Here is an 18,326-nt window from a genome sequence, read left to right as displayed (position 1 = left end):
AGGGCAGGTTGGAGAGACGGACGCCGCGGTAGGGTTGTCGGGTCATGACTGCGCCATTCACCACTGCCTCCGGCTCCGACATCCGCGTCCGCTTCTGCCCGAGCCCGACGGGGACCCCGCACGTGGGGCTCATCCGCACCGCGCTCTTCAACTGGGCCTACGCCCGTCACACCGGCGGCAAGCTCGTGTTCCGCATCGAGGACACCGACGCCGCCCGCGACAGCGAGGAGTCGTACGCGCAGATCCTCGACGCGCTCCGCTGGCTGCGGCTCGACTGGGACGAGGGCGTGGACGCCGGCGGCGAGCACGGACCGTACCGTCAGTCCGAGCGCACCGCGATCTACGACGACGTGATCGCGAAGCTCAAGGAGTCGGGTCACATCTACGAGTCCTTCGTCACGCCGGACGAGATGGAAGCCCGCAACAAGGCCGCCGGTCGTGACCCCAAGCAGGGGTACGACAACCACGAGCGTGACCTGACCGATGCCGAGCGCCAGGCATTCCGCGACGAGGGCCGCGAGCCGGCGCTCCGCCTGCGCGTCCCCGACCGTGACCTGAGCTTCGACGACCTGGTGCGCGGGGAGATCACCTTCAAGCAGGGCACGTTCCCCGACTTCGTGGTGGTCCGCCCGAACGGCAAGCCGCTGTACACGTTCACCAACCCGGTCGACGACGCCCTGATGGGTATCACCCACGTGCTCCGGGGCGAGGACCTGCTGTCGTCGACGCCGCGGCAGATCGCCCTGTACGAGGCGCTGTACGAGATCGGCCTCGCGCCCTCCATCCCCGTGTTCGGACACCTGCCGTACGTGATGGGGGAGGGCAACAAGAAGCTCTCGAAGCGTGACCCCGAGTCGAACCTGTTCCACCACCGCGCCGCCGGCATGATCCCGGAGGGGCTCGTCAACTACCTGGCGCTCCTCGGCTGGTCGATCGGCCCCGACCGCGACGTGTTCTCGATCGACGAGATGGTCGCGGCGTTCGACGTCACCGACGTGAACCCGAACCCGGCCCGTTTCGACCACAAGAAGGCCGAGGCGATCAACGGGGACCACATCCGTCTGCTCGCTCCCGAAGACTTCCGGTCGCGTCTGCTGCCGTACCTGTCGGAGTTCATCAGCGACCCGGCGACCCCGGAGCAGCTCGAGGTCCTGACAAAGGCCGCCCCGCTCGTGCAGGAGCGCATGCAGCTGCTCGGCGAGGCGCCGGCGATGCTCGGCTTCCTGTTCACCTCCGACGCCGACCTGGTGGTCGAGGACGACGCACTGGCCTCGCTCAAGGGCGACACGGCGACGGTCCTGACCGCGAGCACCGCCGCGCTCGAGGGCGTCCAGGACTGGACCACCGAGGCCATCGAGGGTGCGCTCCGTGCGGCCCTCATCGACGAGCTCGGCCTGAAGCCCCGCGTCGCCTTCGGCCCGCTGCGCGTGGCGGTGTCCGGACGCCGGATCAGCCCGCCGCTGTTCGAGTCGATGGAGATCCTGGGCAAGGAGTCCACCCTGACCCGGCTCCGCGCCCTCGCGGCGCGCTGACCGACCGTGAGCAGTACGGAGCACGCCGACCAGGTCGTGCACGACGTCGCGGTCATCGGCGCCGGGCCGGCCGGGCTGAGCGCTGCGCTCAACCTGGTCCGGGCGAAGCGCACCGTGCTGCTCGTCGACGCCAACCGCCCCCGGAACGCCGCGACGCTGCGGTCGCACGGGTTCCTGACGCGGGACGGCATCTCGCCGCTCGAACTCCGCAAGCTCGGGCGGACCGAGGTCGAGGGGTACCCGGAAGCGACGGTCGTCCAGTCCGTCGTCGACCTGGTGGCCCCGGACCCCGACACGGACACCTGGCAGGTGCACGGCTCGTGGCGCGGCACCGAGCTCGAGGCCCGCGCCCGGACGGTCGTCGTGGCGACGGGGTTGCGTGAGGAGTTCCCGGCGCTGCCGATGCTCCGCGCGTTCTACGGCACCGCGGTGCACAGCTGTGTCGAGTGTGATGCGTACGACAAGGCCGGGCAGCCGCTCGCCTTCATCTGCGAGACCGACGACGTGGTCGACCGGGCGCTGCTCATCGCCGCATGGACCGACGACCTGATCGTCTACACGAACGGGGTGGCACCGCTCGACGACGCCGGCCGCGCTCGACTGTCGGCCGCGGGGGTCGTCGTGGACGAGCGGGTCGTCGAGGACCTCGAGGGCGATCGCACCGGGATGACCGGCGTCCGACTCGCCGACGGCCACGTCGAGCCACGGACCGGTGGGTTCGTCCGACCGGTGTGGCACGCCGACCTCGACTGGCTGGGCACCGGCGCCACCACGAGTCCGAGCGCAACGAGCGGGAACACGGCCGCGAACGGCGACACGCCCGGAGCGCTCGACGGGCTCCAGCGCGACACGCAGGGACTCCTCGTGGTCGACCGGGTGGGCCGGACGTCCGTCCCCGGGCTCTACGCCGTGGGAGACGTCACACCTCCCGGGCCGGAGCAGCTCATCGTCGCCGCCGGACACGGAGCCGCGACCGCCGCCGCCGTGCACCGAGACCTGGTGGGTGGTCTTGCGGACCTCCGGGATGCTGTACAGTAGTTGATCGTGCCCCGGGTGACCGGGCCAGAAGGCCGACAGGCCTTTTGGGGTATGGTGTAATTGGCAACACAGCGGTTTCTGGTACCGTCGTTCTTGGTTCGAGTCCAGGTACCCCAGCACTCGATGAACAGCCCCCGGGACATCCCGGGGGCTGTTCTCATTTCCGGGACCTTCTCGTTCCGAGCGTCCTCATCGGCGATGCACGGCGCATCCACGGTCGCGCCACGGCTGATCCGGAGGTTGCGCGGAACCGCACGATCCCCGAGCCGGGCGAGCCGCCGTGCGGACGGCGCCCACGGCAGTGGACCGGTCGTTCCGGAGTCGTACCGTCCGTGGCGGGCGCAGGCCGCGCCTCCAGGCCGGTTGCGGTTCCCCGCACCGGGCCGGAGCCTGCTCGCGGGCCGGGGGAACGCGGACCTACGGTCGGAGGACCGTCGCGGGAGTCGTGGCGGTCCGCTGCTGAGCACCCGAGGTGTCATCGTGACCTCCGTCGACCCGCTGACGACCGTCGTTCCCTGGAACCACCCCGCAGCCGTGCCCGCGGCGGCCGACCACTCCGTACTGGACCGCTGGGACCGCGTGGTGGCGCTCCGGGGCGACGCCGCCGCGCTCGCGGGGGACGGCCGTCCCTACACCTACGCCGAAGCGGACCGGGCCTCGCGCGCGCTGGCCGCAGCCCTGGCCGTGACGCTCCGACCCGACGACCGCAGCGGCGCCGGTGTCGGCGACACCCCGGGCGGGGCGTCGAAGCCGGTCGGGCTGATGGCGGGGCAGTCGACCGAGGCCGTGATCGCCATCCTCGCGCTGGTGCGTGCCGGACGGACCGTGGTGGTGCTCGACGACCACCTGCCCGCAGCACGGCTGGCACACGTGGCCCGGCTCGCCGGCGTCGACGAGATCGTCGCCGACACCGAGCGTGCAGCGCTGGCCGCCGACGTGGTCGCGGAACGGGACGGCCGGGCGCACGCACTCGGCGAACTGCTGGACGCGGGCGAACCGGGCGCGGCCCCGTCTGCGGACACCGTCGGCGTGCGCCCGGGCGGGCGGGACCCCTTCGCCATCGTCTTCACCTCCGGCTCGACCGGCATGCCGAAGGGCGTCGTCCTGACGCACCGGCAGCAGATCGCCGACGCCGAGCAGGACGCGGTCGCGCTCGGCCTCGGCCCCGGCGACCGGCTCGGTGTCGTCCTGCCGCTCTCCTTCGCGGCCGGGCTCCTGTTCTCGTTCGACACGTTGCTCTGCGGCGGCACCATCGTGCTGCTCGAGCCGCGTGAACTCGGTGTCGAGCGGCTGCTCGGGCGGTTCCGGGACGACGACGTGAACGTGCTCGTCTGCACCCCGCACCTGCTGCGGTCGATCGTGGGGTCGCAGAACGCCCCCGGGTCGCACGGGACCGCCGCCGGCACCGCACCGGTGCTCGGCGGGCTGCGCTTCCTGATGACCACGGGCGAGTCCGTCACCGGCGCCGACCTCGCCGCGGCTCGACCCCACCTGGACCCGGACACGCTGCTCCTGAACGCCTTCGGCTCGAGCGAGACCGCGTGCGTCGCGTACTGCCCGGTCGCACCGGGGGAGCCGGTGCCCGAGGGCGTCGTGCCCGCCGGGTGGCCGTTGCCCGGCAAGACGGTCCTTGTGCTCCGCGAGGACGGCAGCCCTGCGGACCCGGGGGAGACCGGCGAGCTCGTCGTGGTCTCCGACGCCCTGACCGCGGGCTACTGGGGTGCGCCGGAGAAGACCGCCGAACGGGCGGGACACACCGGCGAAGCCGAGGCCGTCGCCGGCATCCCCGTCGGGACCCCGAGCTGGCGGCAGGGCGACCTGGCACGCGTCGACCCCGACGGGCGGCTCGTGCTGCTCGGCCGGTCCGACGACGCCGTGAAGGTCCGCGGCTACCTGGTCGAGCCGAGTGAGGTCGAGGCGGCGCTCCGCGCGGTCCCCGAGGTGCACGACGCGGTCGTGACGGCACAGGTCGACCCCGGTTCCGTCACCCGGCTCGTCGCCTACGTGGTCGGTCGCCCGGGGCACCGCACCCCGGCACCGGGTGCGCTCCGACGGGCGCTCCGTGAGCGGCTGCCCGAGTACATGGTGCCGGCGTCGATCGTGCCGATGACCGAACTGCCGCGGAACGAGCGCGGCAAGGTCGACCGGGCCGAACTCCCCGGGGCGCCGAGCGTCGAGACCGAGATGGTCGAGGGCGAGTACGACCAGTGGGAGCTCGTCGTGGGGCAGATCTGGGCCGAGGTGCTCGGCCTGCGGGGCGTGCACCTCGACGAGGACTTCTCCGCGCTCGGCGGCGACTCGCTGTCCGCCGAGGAGATGCTCGCCGTCGTGCAGGACCGGCTCGGGGTCGACCTGCGCTCCTCGGACGTGCTCGAGCACCCGACGCTCCGCGCCTTCGCCCGACGGGTGCGGACCGGCACGAGCGCGCTGCCGAGCCACCCCGACGTCGTGAAGGTGTCCGAGGCACGCGAGGGCGGCCGTCCGCCGGTGTTCTGCTTCGCCGGTGGCGGTGCCCTGGCGCTGACGTTCCTGCCGCTCTCGCGGCACCTGCCCGCGCACGACCTGTACGCGTTCCAGCAGCACGCCCTCGAGCGCCGTGGGATGCCGGACTGGAACATCGAGCGGAGCGCCCGCCGCTACCTCGCGCTGATGCGCATCGTGCAGCCCCGCGGCCCGTACCTGCTCGTCGGGCACTCGCTCGGCGGACTCGTCGCGCTCGAGATCGCCCGGCTCCTGACCGAGAGCGGCGAGCAGGTGGAGCACGTCGTCCTGCTCGACACCTACCTGCCCCGCACGAAGTCCGAACAGGCCCGCCTGCACTTCGGCCGGATGGAGCCGCGCGACCAGCCGAACACCGCCGTCCGCGCCGTGCAGCGGGGGCTCGACCGCGCCGTCAGGCGGGTGCTGCCCGCGGGTGTGCCCTACGGAGCGCTGTTCGCCAAGCGGCTCCGGGCGTACACCGCCGGCGTGCTGCGGCACGGTGGGCAGAAGGACTTCGACGCCTTCTTCGACCAGGCCGAGATCGTCACCAGGCGCCACCACCCGACGCCGTTCCACGGGCGCGCCACCTACGTCCTCGCCGACGCCAACCCCGACGCCGCCGGGTGGTCCGCCCTGCTGCGCGGGCCCACCGAGATGGTGCGGATCGCGAGCGAGCACACGTCGCTGCTGCGGGAACCGCACGTCGCCGAGCTGGCGGTCGCGCTGCGGGCCGCCTTCGAGACGGCGGACGTGCCGCAGGTCTGAGACCGGCCCACGACCGGACGGGAGGCGCGGTGCCGGCTGGCACCGCGCCTCCCGTCCGCTCGTCCTGCGTCCACCACCCGCCGGCCGCCGCGCCGGACCGCCAACCTGCACGACCGTTGCGGGTTTCCGTATCCGCACCCGGGTGTCCGCAAGGGACCGCACCGCGCATTGACCCTCCCGCTGGCCACGGCGATGGTTGGAACCGCGGGGGAGAGTACCCACTCACCCGCGGCAAGCAGGCGGCGTCGTACCCGCGTCCCGCTGCTCGACCGACGACGGTCACCGTCGTCGATGCGTCATCCGAGGACGCGCCGCTCGTCTCGACGAGCCACCACCCGACAGCAACCCTGACCCGACAGGACCGCGCCATGCCCGCACGTACCGTTCGCCCTGCAGACCCGAGGGTCTCCGTCGTCATCCCGGCACGGAACGAGGCCCGCAACCTCGAGATCATCCTCCCGAAGCTCCCGCCCGTGTACGAGGTGATCCTGGTCGACGGCAACTCCGTCGACGACACCATCGCCGCCGCGCAGCGCGTGATGCCCGACATCCGCGTCGTGCACCAGACCCGCAAGGGCAAGGGCAACGCCCTGGCCTGCGGCTTCGAGGCCGTCACCGGCGACATCGTCGTCATGTTCGACGCCGACTGCTCCGCGGACCCCGACGAGATCCCGCGGTTCGTGCAGGCACTCGTCGACGGCGCCGACGTCGCGAAGGGCACCCGGTACTCGCTCGGCGGTGGCAGCGACGACATCACGATCGTCCGGAACATGGGCAACCGCGGCCTGAACATGCTCTGCAACATCATCCTCGGCACCCGCTACAGCGACCTCTGCTACGGCTACAACGCCTTCTGGGCGGACGTCCTGCCGGAGATCGGTCTGCTGTCGTCCGAGCTGCCGAAGCCGGCCGACGGTTCGATGCTGTGGGGCGACGGGTTCGAGATCGAGACCGTCCTGACCTGCCGCTGGTCGGCCGCCGAGCTCGCGATCACCGAGGTGCCGAGCCACGAGAAGCTCCGCGTGCACGGTTCGAGCAACCTCAACGCCGTGACCGACGGCATCCGCGTGCTGAAGTCGATCATGCACGAGCGTCGTCGTGCCGCGATCGGCCGTGCCGAGGTCCGTCGCGCGGCGATGAGCGTCGTGCCGCCGGCCGAGCAGCTCGCCGCGCCGGCTGCTGCGCCGGTTGCTGCTGCTCCCGTCGCTGCGGCGCCGGTCGCTGCGTCCGCCGTCGCCGGGGCGTCCGTTGCCGGGGCAGCCGTCGTCGCGTCCGTCGTCGCCCTCGAGGAGGACGTCGCGTGACGACCGTCGCGGTCGTCATCTGCGCCTACACCCAGCAGCGCTGGGGCGACCTGCAGGACAGCGTCGAGTCGGCCAAGCGCCAGCCCGAGGGCCCCGAGGTCGTCGTCGTCATCGACCACGAGCCCGAGCTCCTGGCCCGCGCCGCCGCGCGCTGGCCGGAACTCCGGGTCGTCCCGAACACCGAGGACCGCGGACTCTCCGGGGCCCGGAACACCGGTGTCGCCCTGACCGACGCCGACGTCGTCGCGTTCCTGGACGACGACGCCACCGCGGACCCCGACTGGCTCGGGCACATGCTCACCGCGCTCGAGGACCCCGACGTCGTCGGTGTCGGCGGTCGTGCCACGCCGTCCTGGCCGACCGCGACCGGCCCCGGCCCGTACGCCGACGAACTGCTCTGGATCGTCGGGTGCTCGTACCGCGGGCTGCCCGAGACCCCGGGCGACGTCCGCAACGTCATCGGGTCGAGCATGGCGTTCCGCCGCGACGCGATCCTGCTCGCCGGCGGTTTCCGCTCCGGCATCGGCCGCGTCGGCAACCAGCCGCTCGGCTGCGAGGAGACCGAACTCTGCATCCGCATCGCCCAGGCCCGTCCCGGCGCGCGGATCCGGCACGAACCGCGCTCGAACGTCTCGCACCGGGTCTCGCCGGACCGTGTGACGATGCGCTACCTGCGCCGCCGCAGCTACTACGAGGGCATCTCGAAGGCCGTGCTGAGCCGTCGGGTCGGCACCGGCGACTCGCTCGCCAGCGAGTCGACCTACCTGACCCGGGTGATCCCGGGCGCCGTGCTGCGCGAACTGCGCCACGTCGGTCGTGGCGGAGGCCTGCGGGCGTACGCCATCGCGCTCTCCGTCGTCTCGACGGTCGCGGGCTACGCCGTCGGCCGGGTCCTCGGCACCGTCGTCGTGCGGACCCCGCCCGCACCCGCACCGCTCCCGCAGCCGGTGGGCACACCGTGACCCGCGCGACCCTGGCGATGGTCCTCTCGCCGGTCGTGACCGGGCCGCTCGTCCCCACCTGGGACGGCGCGCTCTGGGTCGGCGAGGTCGACCGTGCCGACGTGCACGCGTCGAGCCACCGGGACGTCATCGCCCTGCAGGGATCCGCCGGGTACGGGCGTGCCCGCCTGCTCGTCCGCGACCACGGCGAGCCGCTCGGCTTCGTCGAGGCCGAGATCACCGAACGTCGCCGCATCGGCGGCACCATCGACGTCCGTGCGCTCCAGCGCGCGATCCGGCCCATGCCGGCACCCGAGCGTCGGCCGGCAGCAGGTCTGGTGCTGCCGTCCGTCACCGTGGTGCTCTGCACGGACGGCGCCGCCGGCACGACCATGCGGTCGGTGCTCGCCAACGGGCATGCCGACTTCGACGTCGTCGTCGTCTCGCACGGCGCCGACGACGGCGGCGTGGCGACGGTCGACATCAGCGGACGTCACGTCACCACCATCCCGGCGCCCGAGGGCGGCCTCGCCGCCGCGCGGAACGCCGGCCTGCTCGTCGCGACCGGCGACGTCGTCGCGTTCGTGGACGAGGGTGCCGTCGTGGACGGCGACTGGATCGCCGCCATCGCCCGTGCCTTCGCGGCCGACCCCGACGTGGCCTGCGTCACCGGGCTCGTGCCGAGTGCCGAGCTCCGGACGCCGGCGCAGCGCTGGCACGACGACCGCACCCCCGGTGGGCGGACCGTCCGCCGGCGGGTCTTCCGGCTCGACGACCCGGTCGACGACCTCCCGCTGCACCCCTTCGCCGCCTCGGCCTACGGCACCGGCGCGAACCTCGCCGTGCACCGCGCGACCGCGCTCCGGATCGGCGGGTTCGACACCGCCTTCGGTCCCGGCACCCGCGTCGGCGGTGGCGACGACCTCGACCTCTTCACACGACTGCTGTTCGCCGGATCCGCGATCGCCGTCGAACCGGCCGCGATCGCGTGGCAGCGATCGGCGGACGACGTCGCGTCGCTCCGCGCCGCCGCTGCCGCGCACGGCCACGGACTCGGAGCCTGGATGACCAAGAACGCACTCGACCGCGACACGCTGACCGCTTCGGTGGACGCGGCGCCGGAGGCCATCAGCGCCTTCGCACGCCTCGGCCTCGAGCAGGGCGACGACGCTGCCGACGCTGCTCCGGCGAACGGCCACGGGACGGGCGCCGCGCGTGACGCGGACACCGTCGACGCCGTCGACGCCGTCGACGCGGAGTTCGCGGCGACGAAGCGCCGGTTGCGTCGCGTCGAGCGGCGATCCGTGCTCACCGCACCGGTCCTGGCGCTCCGCGAACGCATGGGCGGCGCGGGGACGATCGACCGGACGGCGCACGGTCGCCACGAGCTGCAGCGCGGCCTCGACACCGCGGGGCCGGCACGACCGACCCCCGGTGGCGCGATGAGCCCGGCGGCGCGACTCGGTGCCGCCGCGATCGTCGTGCTGACGCTCGTGCTGGCCGCCGTCGGCAGCGTCGTCGAGCTGCCCACCCTGCGGGCGAGCGCCGTCGCGGTCTTCCTGTTCGCGCTGCTCGGGGTCGCCCCGATGCTGCTCGTCCGTCCGATGTCCCTCGCCCGGTTCGCCGTCCTCGCCGTCACCGGGTCGCTCGTCGGCACGATCGGCATCGGCTACACCATGGCGACCTTCCACATCTGGGCGCCGACGGTCCCCTTCGTCGGTGTCGTCGTGCTCACCGCGGCGGCGCTCGCCGTCTCGGTACCCCGTGACGTGGCGGAGCTCCGTCGCGCCGGTCTCGTGCGCCGCGAGACCGCCCGGCCCCGGTGGAGCACGACCGCCACGGTGACGGCGCTCTCGCTCGGCGGGCTCGTCGTGGTGGTCGTCGCCGCGCTCACCCACATGGGCGACCCGGTGCCCGCAGGCCTGTTCGGCTCGCTCGGCACCGGCCTGGTCGTCGGCCTCGTGCTCGTCGTCGCCGCGGCGGTCATCGCCATGGTCCGCGGCCGCGCGCTCGCCGTGCCCGTCGTCGTGCTCGGCGGCGTCGTGCAGCTCGCCCAGGCGATCACGTACGGCGTGCCCACCGTGACGGCCGCCGCGCGGCACATCGGTGTCGTCGAGTACATCCGCCAGTTCGGTGGGACCAACCCGTCGGCCGACATCTTCCAGACCTGGTCCGGCCTGTTCGCCGGCGCGGCCTGGGTGGCCGACGTCGGGGGCATCGTCAACACGATCCTCATCGCCGCGTGGGTGCCCGTCCTGCTCGCCTTCAGCACGACCATCGCCGTCGGGGTCCTGGCGGCGCACTGGCTGCCCGGTGCCCGTCGGCCGTGGATCGCAGCGCTGCTGACCGCGATGACCGGTTCGCTCAACACCACGTACTTCTCGCCGCAGTCGACCGGCATCCTGATGTCGATCGTGATCCTCGTGCTCGCCACCGGACCGCTGCGCGATGCCGCAGTCACCACCGCCGACGGCTCCGTCGCCGCCAAGCCGCGGGCACGGCGGGTGGGGCTCTCGCGGATCGTCGCGATCACCCTCATCGGCATCGTGCTCGCCGTGACGCACCAGATCTCGCCGTACCTGACGGTCGCCGCACTCGTCACACTCATCGTGTTCCGGATGCTCCGCCCCTGGTGGCTGCCCGTCGTCGTGCTCGTACCGGCGGTGGTCTTCGCCGCGCTGAACGGCGACATCCTCGGACGGTTCCTGTCGCTCGCGGCGGTCGGACGGGTGCTCGACAACGTGCAGCCGCCCGCGCACGACATGACCGTCCTGCCGAAGCCGCTCGTCACGCGTCTGGCGTTCGACATCCCGGCAGCCGCGCTCGTGGTGCTCGGGCTCATCGCCGTGCTGACGGTGCTGATGCGGCGCGACCGGACGCACTGGGCGCTCCTCGCCACCGCCGCGAGCCCGATCTCGCTGCTCGTCGCCACGAACTACGGCCAGGAGGGCGTCTTCCGCGTCGTGCTCTTCGCGACGCCGTGGATCGCGATCCTGGCGGCGGCGCTCCCGATGCCCGCCGGTCGGTTCGCCCCGGTCGGGGCGGTCCTGCAGCGGGGGATGCGTCCGTCCGCGGTGCGGTTCGCGGTCGCCGGAGCAGCGGTGGCGGCGCTCGTCGCGATCGGTGCGTTCGGGCAGACCTCGCTCGACTGGAACCGCGTCATGACCCGGAGCCAGTCCGCGGCGACGCAGTACTACGACCGCACGGCACCCGCGGGCTCCGTGATGCTGCTCACCGGGTCGGCCAACGCCGTCCCGAGCAACACCGGCGCACGGTACTTCGACGTGGGCTACCTGTCCCGCGAAGCGCTCGGCCCGTACCCGGACCCGACCGGCGGCTACGACGCCGAGGCGGACCTGTCGAACGTGACGCGGGAACTCGTCGTGAACTGGTCCGCCACCGGCTACTACGCCCTGGTCGCGGAGCCCTTCGGCGCCTACGACGAGCGGTACGGCTACCAGAGCGACGCCGACTACCAGGAGCTCGCCGCCGCCATGGCGTCCTCGCCCTACTGGAAGCGGGTCTGGTCGTCGGGGACGACCGCGATGTACGAGCTGACGACGGAGGGCCTGCGCCATGCGACCGACTGAACCGACCTCCGACAGACCGCGACGGACGCGACGGGCCACCGTCGCGTCCGTCGCGGGCGTGCTCGCCACCGTGCTCGCCGTGCTGGTCGCGCCGAACCTCGCCGTCCAGCCGGCCGCGGCTGCGGCTGCGGACTGCAGCGCCGGGCGGGTGCTCAACGTCGTCGCCCACCCCGACGACGACCTGCTCTTCCAGGGCACGGACCTGCGGAAGGACATCGAGGCGGGGCGCTGCGTGCGCTCCGTCATCGTCACGGCCGGCGACGCCGGCAAGCCCGACTGGTACTGGCAGGAACGCCAGGTCGGGCTGATGGCCGCCTACGCGAGCATGGCGGGCGTCGACCCGGCGTCGACGACCGGCTCCACGACGGTCGCCGGACGGACCCTGCTCACCGAGACCCTGACCGCCGACCCGCGGATCAGTCTGGTCTTCATGGACCTGCCGGACGGCAACGTCGAGGGCAACGGCTTCTGGGCGAACGGCTACGAGAGCCTCCAGCGCCTGTACACGGGCGACATGGACACGCTGCACACCGTCGCCGATGCCCCGCACGCCGCCACGTACACGCTCGCGCAGCTCCGGGCGACGCTGCAGGGGATCGTGCAGGACTTCGCACCGACGGACATCCACACCCTCGACCACGAGGGCGAGTACGGCGACGGTGACCACAGCGACCACCACACGGTCGCGTACCTGACCGACCAGGTGCAGCAGCAGTACACCGGCGCGCACGGCTTCACCGGGTACATGGGGTACCCGATCGCCGACCGTCCGGCGAACCTGACGACGGCCGAGACCCAGGCGAAGGCCGACGCGTTCTTCACCTACGCCGCGCACGACAGTGAGACCTGCGCCTCGTACGAAGCCTGCTCGGCTCGACCCGAGACCTCGTGGCTCAGCCGGCAGTACACCGCCGGCTCGCCGGTGCCGACGGACCCCACCGACCCCACGGACCCGACCCCCGCACACAAGGACGTGACGGGTTCGGCGTCGGTGACGGCGAGTGCGGAGAACCCGGCTGATGGTCAGACGGCCGTGAAGGCGGTCGACGGTGTGGTGAGCGGGTACCCGGATGCGCCGACGGCGGAGTGGGTTGCGCCGTCTGGTCGTGCGGGGACGTGGATCCAGCTCGGGTGGGCGGGGGCGACGGCGTTGGACGCGGTCGACCTCGCTGATCGGCCGAACGCGGTGGACCAGGTGCTGGGTGGGACGTTAACGTTCTCGGACGGTTCGAGTGTGACGGTGCCGGCGTTGAACAACGGTGGTGCGGTGCAGCGGATCACGTTCGCGGCGCGCAGTGTGAGGTGGGTGCGGTTCACGGTGACCTCGGTCAGTGGCGGGACGCAGAACGTCGGACTCGCCGAGATCCGGGCGTTCTCCCCGGCGAGCAACGGCGGTACGACCCCGACCCCGACCCCGACCCCCACGCCGACCCCGACCCCCACGCCGACTCCGACGCCGACTCCCACCCCGACCCCCACTCCGGGCCTGCGGGACGTCACCGGCTCGGCGACCCCGACGGCGATCGCTGACAACCCGGCCGACGGCCAGACCGTCGCGAAGGCCGTCGACGGCGTCGTGTCCGGCCACCCGGTCGACCACACCGCCGAGTGGGCCGTGCCCTGGGGACGGACCGGCATCTGGATCCAGCTCGACTGGGCCACCCCGGTCGCGCTCCAGCGCATCGTCCTGCACGACCGTCCGAACAGCGACGACCAGATCACGAGCGGCACGCTGACGTTCTCGGACGGCAGCCAGGTCGCCGTGGGCGAGCTCCCGAACGACGGCAGTGCCCGCACTGTGGACTTCACCGCCCGCAACGTCACCTGGGTGCGGTTCACCACCACCGGGGTGTCGAACAGCACGATCAACGTCGGTCTCTCGGAGATCCGCGCATGGACAGCTGGATGACCCCGGACGAGGACGGCCCCCGCCCCGTCGCCGAGCAGTCGGCCGCTGCGCACGGTGCCCCACCCGCGCACGGCCTCGGCGCCTCCCGTCACCGCACCCCGCTCCGGACACGGGGACGACGGGTCGCGATCGTGGCCGCCGCCCTGGTGGTGGCGGTCGGTGCCGTCGCCGCGGCGACCACCGGCACGACGTCCGTCGGCCCCGGACCCAGCGGGGTCGCGATGCCGACCGGGGAGGGGGACGGCTGGAAGCGGGTGTTCTCCGAGGACTTCGACGAGTCCGCCCCGTCCGGCGGGTTCGAGGCGGCCTACGACGACCGGTTCACCGTCTACCACGGCTTCGCGGACACCGCGGGGACCGGTCGGTACCAGGCGTCAACGCTGAGCGCCCACGACGGGATGCTCGACATGCACCTCCGCACGACGAAGGCGGGCACCCCGCTCGCCGGCGGGGTCGTGCCGCTCGTCGACGGACGATGGGGCGGACAGACCTCCGGCCGGTACAGCATCCGGATGAAGAGCGACGAGGTCGACGGCTACGGGGTGGCGGTGCTGCTCTGGAGCGACGAGAACGTCTGGGCGCACGGCGAGATCGACTTCCCCGAGGGTGCGCTCGGAGCGCCCGCCTGGCTCAACGTGCACTGCCTGGTCGACCCGGCCGAGAAGTGCGTCCACCACGAGACCGACGCGTCGCTGGCCGACTGGCACACGTACACGATCGAGTGGACGCCGTCGCGGATGTCGTTCCTGGTCGACGACGAGGTCGTCGGGAGCACCACACAGGACATCCCCGTCGAACGCATGCACCTGGTCGTGCAGACGGGATCGCTCGAGGGCCTGCCGCCCCGGGACGCCGCCGGGTCGTTGCTGGTCGACTGGATGACGATCGACGTGCCCGCGGACGGCGAGAGCCCCCGGGCCACGCTGCCGTCCACGGAACCCACCGCCGGCTGACAGCGTCGAGCCCGGCGCGGACCGACGGCGTCGAGCCCGGCGTCGAGCCCGGCGCCGAGCCCGGTCCGGTCAGCGCCGGGCGTGTGCGAGCAGTGCCAGCAGCAGCGCGCGAACGTGCGGCTCGCGCCCGTAGCGGTCACGCACCCACGCACGGCACCGTGCGGCGAGGGACGGGTCGAGCGCGGCGTCGTCGAGGGTGTCGAGCAGCTTCCCCGCCAGTGCCTCGGGGTCGGCCGGGTCGACGGTGTACCGCGCCCAGTCACCCGACAGGATCTCCCCGGTGCCGCCCGAGGCCGCGGCGACGACGGGACGGCCGGCGGACATCGCCTCGACCACCACTCGCCCGAAGCCCTCGGGTTCGATGGACGGCGCCACCACGACGTCGGCGGCGTGCAGGAGCGGGACGACGTCGTCCCGCTCGGGGAGCACGAGCACGGAACCCGCGGGGAGCGCGTCGATCGCAGCGTGGACGGCGTCCGCTTCCTCCGGGTAGAGCGCACCGGCCAGCACGAGGAGCGGCGCCGGCGCCGCGTGACCGGCCACGGCGGGAGTGGTGACCGGCATGCGGGCCGCCGCGGTCGTGCGGACGCGACCCCAGGCCTCCAGGAGGGCGAGCACGCCCTTCGACCGGGTGAGCCGACCGTAGTAGAGCACCGTCGGGGTGCCTTCGGTGATGCCGAGCGCCGCGCGGGCCTCGTGCACCGATGCCGGCGTCGCGGCCGGGAACGCGTCGGTGTCGACGCCGTTCGGCACGATCGTGATGCGGTCCGTCGGCACGCCGGACTCCGCCCAGGCGCGCGCCATCGCGTGCGAGACGGCGAAGTAGCGGGTGCGGCCGCCCGCGATCGGTCCGAGCCGCCGGTAGTTCGGGGCGTGGTGCAGGTGCACCGCGAGCGGGACGCCGGAGACCAGCGAGGCGACGCGGCCGAACGGCAGGTACTCGGGCCGGTTCAACCAGAGGACGTCGAGGTGTGATCGGCGGATCCGCAGCCCCTCGCGGGCGAAGCGCCAGGCGTCGCGGAGGGAGGTCCTGATGCCGAACCGGTAGTCGGTGGCCGCCACCAGGCGGACGCCCATCGCCTCGTAGGGCGGCGGGCCCTCGGCCGCGCGCGGGGACTGGGCGTTCCGGTGCCAGACCTCGACCTCGTGGCCGGCGGCGACGAGCTCCCGGGTGTCCTCGAGCACGCAGCGCTCGAGTCCGCCGGTGATGGCGAGCCCGGTCACGAGGACGCCGACGCGGAGTCGGCGTGTGCCGTCGTGTGCAGCCTGTCGCGGTCTCACGAGACACCACCCCTTGCGGTCTTCAGCCGACGGAGGAACCAGGGGAGGCAGGCGACCACCCCGGCGACGCGGACGCAGTTCCAGAGCACGTCCTGCGGCAGGAGCAGGGACGCGGCGGCCACGGCGAGCGCGGCGAGGGTCGTCAGGACGATCCGGGCGCCCGGTCCCCGCCACTCACGGCGGTCGGGCAGGGCCAGCAGCTGCATGGCGGCGAGGATCACGTAGGCGACCACGGTGGCGAGCCCGGCGCCGGCGATGCCGAGCACGGGCACGAGCACGAGGTTCGCGCCGATGTTCACGGCACCGGCGATCGCGGCGATCACTCCGACGGCGACACCGCGGCGCTCGATCAGGAGCAGGCGCCCGGTCGCACCGCTGGCGACGACGGGGAAGGCGGTGATCGCGACGACGAAGACGACGACCGAGAGCTCCTGCACGCGGTAGGAGGCCGGGGCGAGGATCGGCAGCGCGACCGGTGACACCAGCGTCACCGCGAGCAGGACCGGTCCGAGCATCTTGTACAGCTCGTCGCGGGAGTGCATCGCGAGCTGTCGGCGAGCGACCGGGTCGCGGAGGGCGGCGAAGTGCGGCGCCCAGGCCTGGTTGGTGAAGGTGAGGAGCAGGATGACGGCCGAGCCGACGACGTAGGCGATCTGGTAGCGGGCCACCTCGTCCGGGCCGAGCAGTCGCTGGACGACGATCCGGTCGCCGGCGTTCAGCACGAAGTACGACAGGTTGCCGAGGGCGATCGGGACGCCGAGGCGGAACGCCCGGGCCGTGGTCTTGCCGTCGAACAGGCCGGCGAGACGTGGGCGGGTCGCCGCGATGCCGATGACCATCGCCACGCCCTGGGCGACGACGCCGCCCCACGCATAGGTGGTCGCGTCGGCCTGCACCCAGGTGAGGAGCCCGAGGCCGATGACCGAGCCGCCGATCGAGGACAGCAGGCTCGTCACCGCGAAGACCCGGATGCGGTCCTGGGCGACGAGCAGTGCCAGGGAGATCTGCACGATGGCGGCGGGGCCGGTCCAGAGCACCGCGACGAGGAGCAGCGGGTGGTTGCCGACGAAGCCGGCGGCGTCGGCCCAGACGGGGATCGTGGTGAGCGCGGCGACGGTGACGACGATCGCGGTGACCATGCCGACGGCGAGCAGGCCACGCGCCCGGCGGTCGTCGCCGTCCTCGGCGCGCTGCAGCACCGACGCCTGGTCGATGCCGAGGACGGCCAGGACGACGAGCGCCTGGTACAGCGCGATGGCCGAGGCGAGGACGCCGAACTCGGCCGGCGGCATCAGGTGCGCGAGCACCGGGGAGATGAGCGACGAGACGACGAGCTGCATCGACCAGACGACGACGTACAGCAGGCCGCGGCCGAACAGGACGGAGGCGCCCTTCCGTACCGCGACCGACCCGGTGTCGAGCGACTCGGGCACGGGGGCGGTGGGCACGGTTGCGGCGGGCTCCGGGGCGGCAGGCGGTGCCTCGGCCTCGCGCGCTGCGCGGGCCTCGCGGCGGGTCTGCGGGGGGAAGCTCACGGTGCGACCACCGCCGCCGCGCCCTGGCGCAGCCCGAAAGCGGCGTCCACGACGTCGAGGAGGTCACCGCTCCGGTCGGTCGAGAACTTCCGCGCGAACAGGTGCTGCACCTCGACGTCCGCGTCCGTCCGACGCTCGAGCAGCTGCCCCGCGTCGGTGACGGTCAACCACGGCGGGCTCTTCCGCGCGGTGCCGTCCCACCCGATCCACCAGAGCGGCTGGGAGACGTGCTCGTCGGCGAACCCCGGCGTCAGCGACGGCGAGTTGAGCACCGACGGCACGAAGGTCTCGTCGGCGACCCAGGTGCGCTGCCAGAACCGGACCAGGTCGGGGCGCTGGTCGACGGTGTCCACGACGGCGGCGGCGTGCCGGCGGGCGAGGACCTTGAGCTGCGAGCCCCCGGCGAAGGAGACGTTCGCCGGCACGCGGCGGGGGACCGGCAGCCGGAGCATGTGCTTCCGCCACGCCCAGTGCCGGAACCGGATGCGGGAGATGCCGCCGTCGCGGCCCCACGGCGCGAACGGCAGCGGGTTGACCGAGATGAACGACTCCTCCCGGTGGGCCTCGAGCAGGGCCGTGATCTCGGTGGGGTTCGCGAGCGGGTAGTCGCTGCCGGTCAGCACGGCCACGTGCGAGGCGTCGGTCTCGGCCAGGGCGGCCCGGTAGCCGGACACCTCGGCGGCGACGTTCTCCCAGCGTGCCCAGCCGGTCCGGATGCGGGGGAGCAGCCGGACGCGGTCCGGCAGTCCGTCGGTCATGGCGCGGAACACCGTCTCGGGCGTGCGCGCGTCGCAGTGCAGGAACACCGGGAACGGGTCGAGCGCCTCGACGAGTCGGCGCACGTGTGCCGGGTCCTCGTGGGCGAGGACGATGCACGCGGGGACCGCGGGGGAGATGGCCATGGACGCGACGCTAACCGCGGCGTTCCGGGGCCGACAAGGCGACCCGTGCCCGTCTGCGGGGAAGCGGCGGTTTCCCGCACCGCCCCCGATCGGTC

Annotated in this window: 11 protein-coding genes and 1 tRNA gene; 9 read left to right on the top strand and 3 right to left on the bottom strand. The window is 73.1% G+C overall.

The window, feature by feature from the left end; all coding sequences use genetic code 11:
* Window positions 1-44 precede the first annotated feature (44 nt).
* From gltX to DEJ29_RS11250, 9 genes are all read left to right on the top strand, one after another.
* On the top strand, window positions 45-1,532 hold the full coding sequence (gene gltX / locus DEJ29_RS11290) for a glutamate--tRNA ligase (protein ID WP_071405694.1): 1,488 nt from the start codon (window positions 45-47) through the stop codon (window positions 1,530-1,532).
* Window positions 1,533-1,538: 6 nt separating this feature from the next.
* Window positions 1,539-2,570: an NAD(P)/FAD-dependent oxidoreductase gene (locus tag DEJ29_RS11285; RefSeq protein ID WP_111096106.1), complete on the top strand. Its 1,032-nt coding sequence runs from the start codon at window positions 1,539-1,541 to the stop codon at window positions 2,568-2,570.
* Window positions 2,571-2,615: 45 nt separating this feature from the next.
* A tRNA-Gln gene (locus DEJ29_RS11280) sits at window positions 2,616-2,687 on the top strand.
* Between the two features lie 363 nt (window positions 2,688-3,050).
* Entirely contained in the window at window positions 3,051-5,816 is a 2,766-nt protein-coding gene (locus DEJ29_RS11275; RefSeq protein ID WP_181438301.1) for a non-ribosomal peptide synthetase, read from the top strand.
* 368 nt (window positions 5,817-6,184) lie between these two features.
* Entirely contained in the window at window positions 6,185-7,120 is a 936-nt protein-coding gene (locus tag DEJ29_RS11270; protein WP_111096108.1) for a glycosyltransferase family 2 protein, read from the top strand.
* Entirely contained in the window at window positions 7,117-8,082 is a 966-nt protein-coding gene (locus tag DEJ29_RS11265) for a glycosyltransferase family 2 protein (RefSeq protein WP_071246821.1), read from the top strand. Before DEJ29_RS11270 ends, DEJ29_RS11265 begins: the two co-directional genes overlap by 4 nt.
* The gene (locus tag DEJ29_RS11260; protein WP_111096109.1) at window positions 8,079-11,651 is read left to right on the top strand and encodes a glycosyltransferase; all 3,573 of its coding nucleotides are present in this window, start codon (window positions 8,079-8,081) and stop codon (window positions 11,649-11,651) included. The genes DEJ29_RS11265 and DEJ29_RS11260 overlap by 4 nt, the downstream gene beginning before the upstream one ends.
* A 58-nt stretch (window positions 11,652-11,709) precedes the next feature.
* On the top strand, window positions 11,710-13,560 hold the full coding sequence (locus DEJ29_RS11255; RefSeq protein WP_284173639.1) for a DUF7402 domain-containing protein: 1,851 nt from the start codon (window positions 11,710-11,712) through the stop codon (window positions 13,558-13,560).
* Window positions 13,545-14,513 (top strand): glycoside hydrolase family 16 protein, encoded by a 969-nt coding sequence (locus DEJ29_RS11250; protein ID WP_146248303.1) that lies wholly within the window; start codon window positions 13,545-13,547, stop codon window positions 14,511-14,513. Before DEJ29_RS11255 ends, DEJ29_RS11250 begins: the two co-directional genes overlap by 16 nt.
* Window positions 14,514-14,582: 69 nt before the next feature.
* Here the strand turns inward: DEJ29_RS11250 and DEJ29_RS11245 are convergent, their stop codons facing one another.
* Genes DEJ29_RS11245 through DEJ29_RS11235 form a run of 3 tightly spaced genes read right to left on the bottom strand, consistent with a single transcriptional unit; the run spans window position 14,583 to window position 18,231 of the window.
* Window positions 14,583-15,794 carry a glycosyltransferase family 4 protein gene (locus DEJ29_RS11245; RefSeq protein ID WP_181438143.1) on the bottom strand — a complete coding sequence of 404 codons (1,212 nt, stop codon included), beginning with the start codon at window positions 15,792-15,794 and terminating at the stop codon, window positions 14,583-14,585.
* A complete protein-coding gene (locus DEJ29_RS11240; RefSeq protein WP_111094556.1) occupies window positions 15,791-17,329 on the bottom strand; it encodes a lipopolysaccharide biosynthesis protein in 1,539 nt (512 codons plus the stop codon). The genes DEJ29_RS11245 and DEJ29_RS11240 overlap by 4 nt, the downstream gene beginning before the upstream one ends.
* The gene (locus DEJ29_RS11235; protein WP_111094557.1) at window positions 17,326-18,231 is read right to left on the bottom strand and encodes a beta-1,6-N-acetylglucosaminyltransferase; all 906 of its coding nucleotides are present in this window, start codon (window positions 18,229-18,231) and stop codon (window positions 17,326-17,328) included. Before DEJ29_RS11235 ends, DEJ29_RS11240 begins: the two co-directional genes overlap by 4 nt.
* Window positions 18,232-18,326 lie beyond the last annotated feature (95 nt).

The organism is Curtobacterium sp. MCPF17_021 (genome assembly GCF_003234605.2).
GTDB classification, from domain to species: Bacteria; Actinomycetota; Actinomycetes; order Actinomycetales; family Microbacteriaceae; genus Curtobacterium; species Curtobacterium flaccumfaciens.
The sequence above is the reverse complement of the archived record's forward strand: the minus strand, read 5'-3'. Positions and strand labels throughout refer to the sequence as shown.

Excerpts from the sequence above, each read along its gene's own strand:
- DEJ29_RS11235 (WP_111094557.1), bottom strand. The coding sequence starts at position 18,231 with ATGGCCATCTCCCCCGCGGTCCCCGCGTGCATCGTCCTCGCCCACGAG.
- DEJ29_RS11270 (WP_111096108.1), top strand. The coding sequence starts at position 6,185 with ATGCCCGCACGTACCGTTCGCCCTGCAGACCCGAGGGTCTCCGTCGTC.
- DEJ29_RS11250 (WP_146248303.1), top strand. The coding sequence starts at position 13,545 with ATGGACAGCTGGATGACCCCGGACGAGGACGGCCCCCGCCCCGTCGCC.
- gltX (WP_071405694.1), top strand. The coding sequence starts at position 45 with ATGACTGCGCCATTCACCACTGCCTCCGGCTCCGACATCCGCGTCCGC.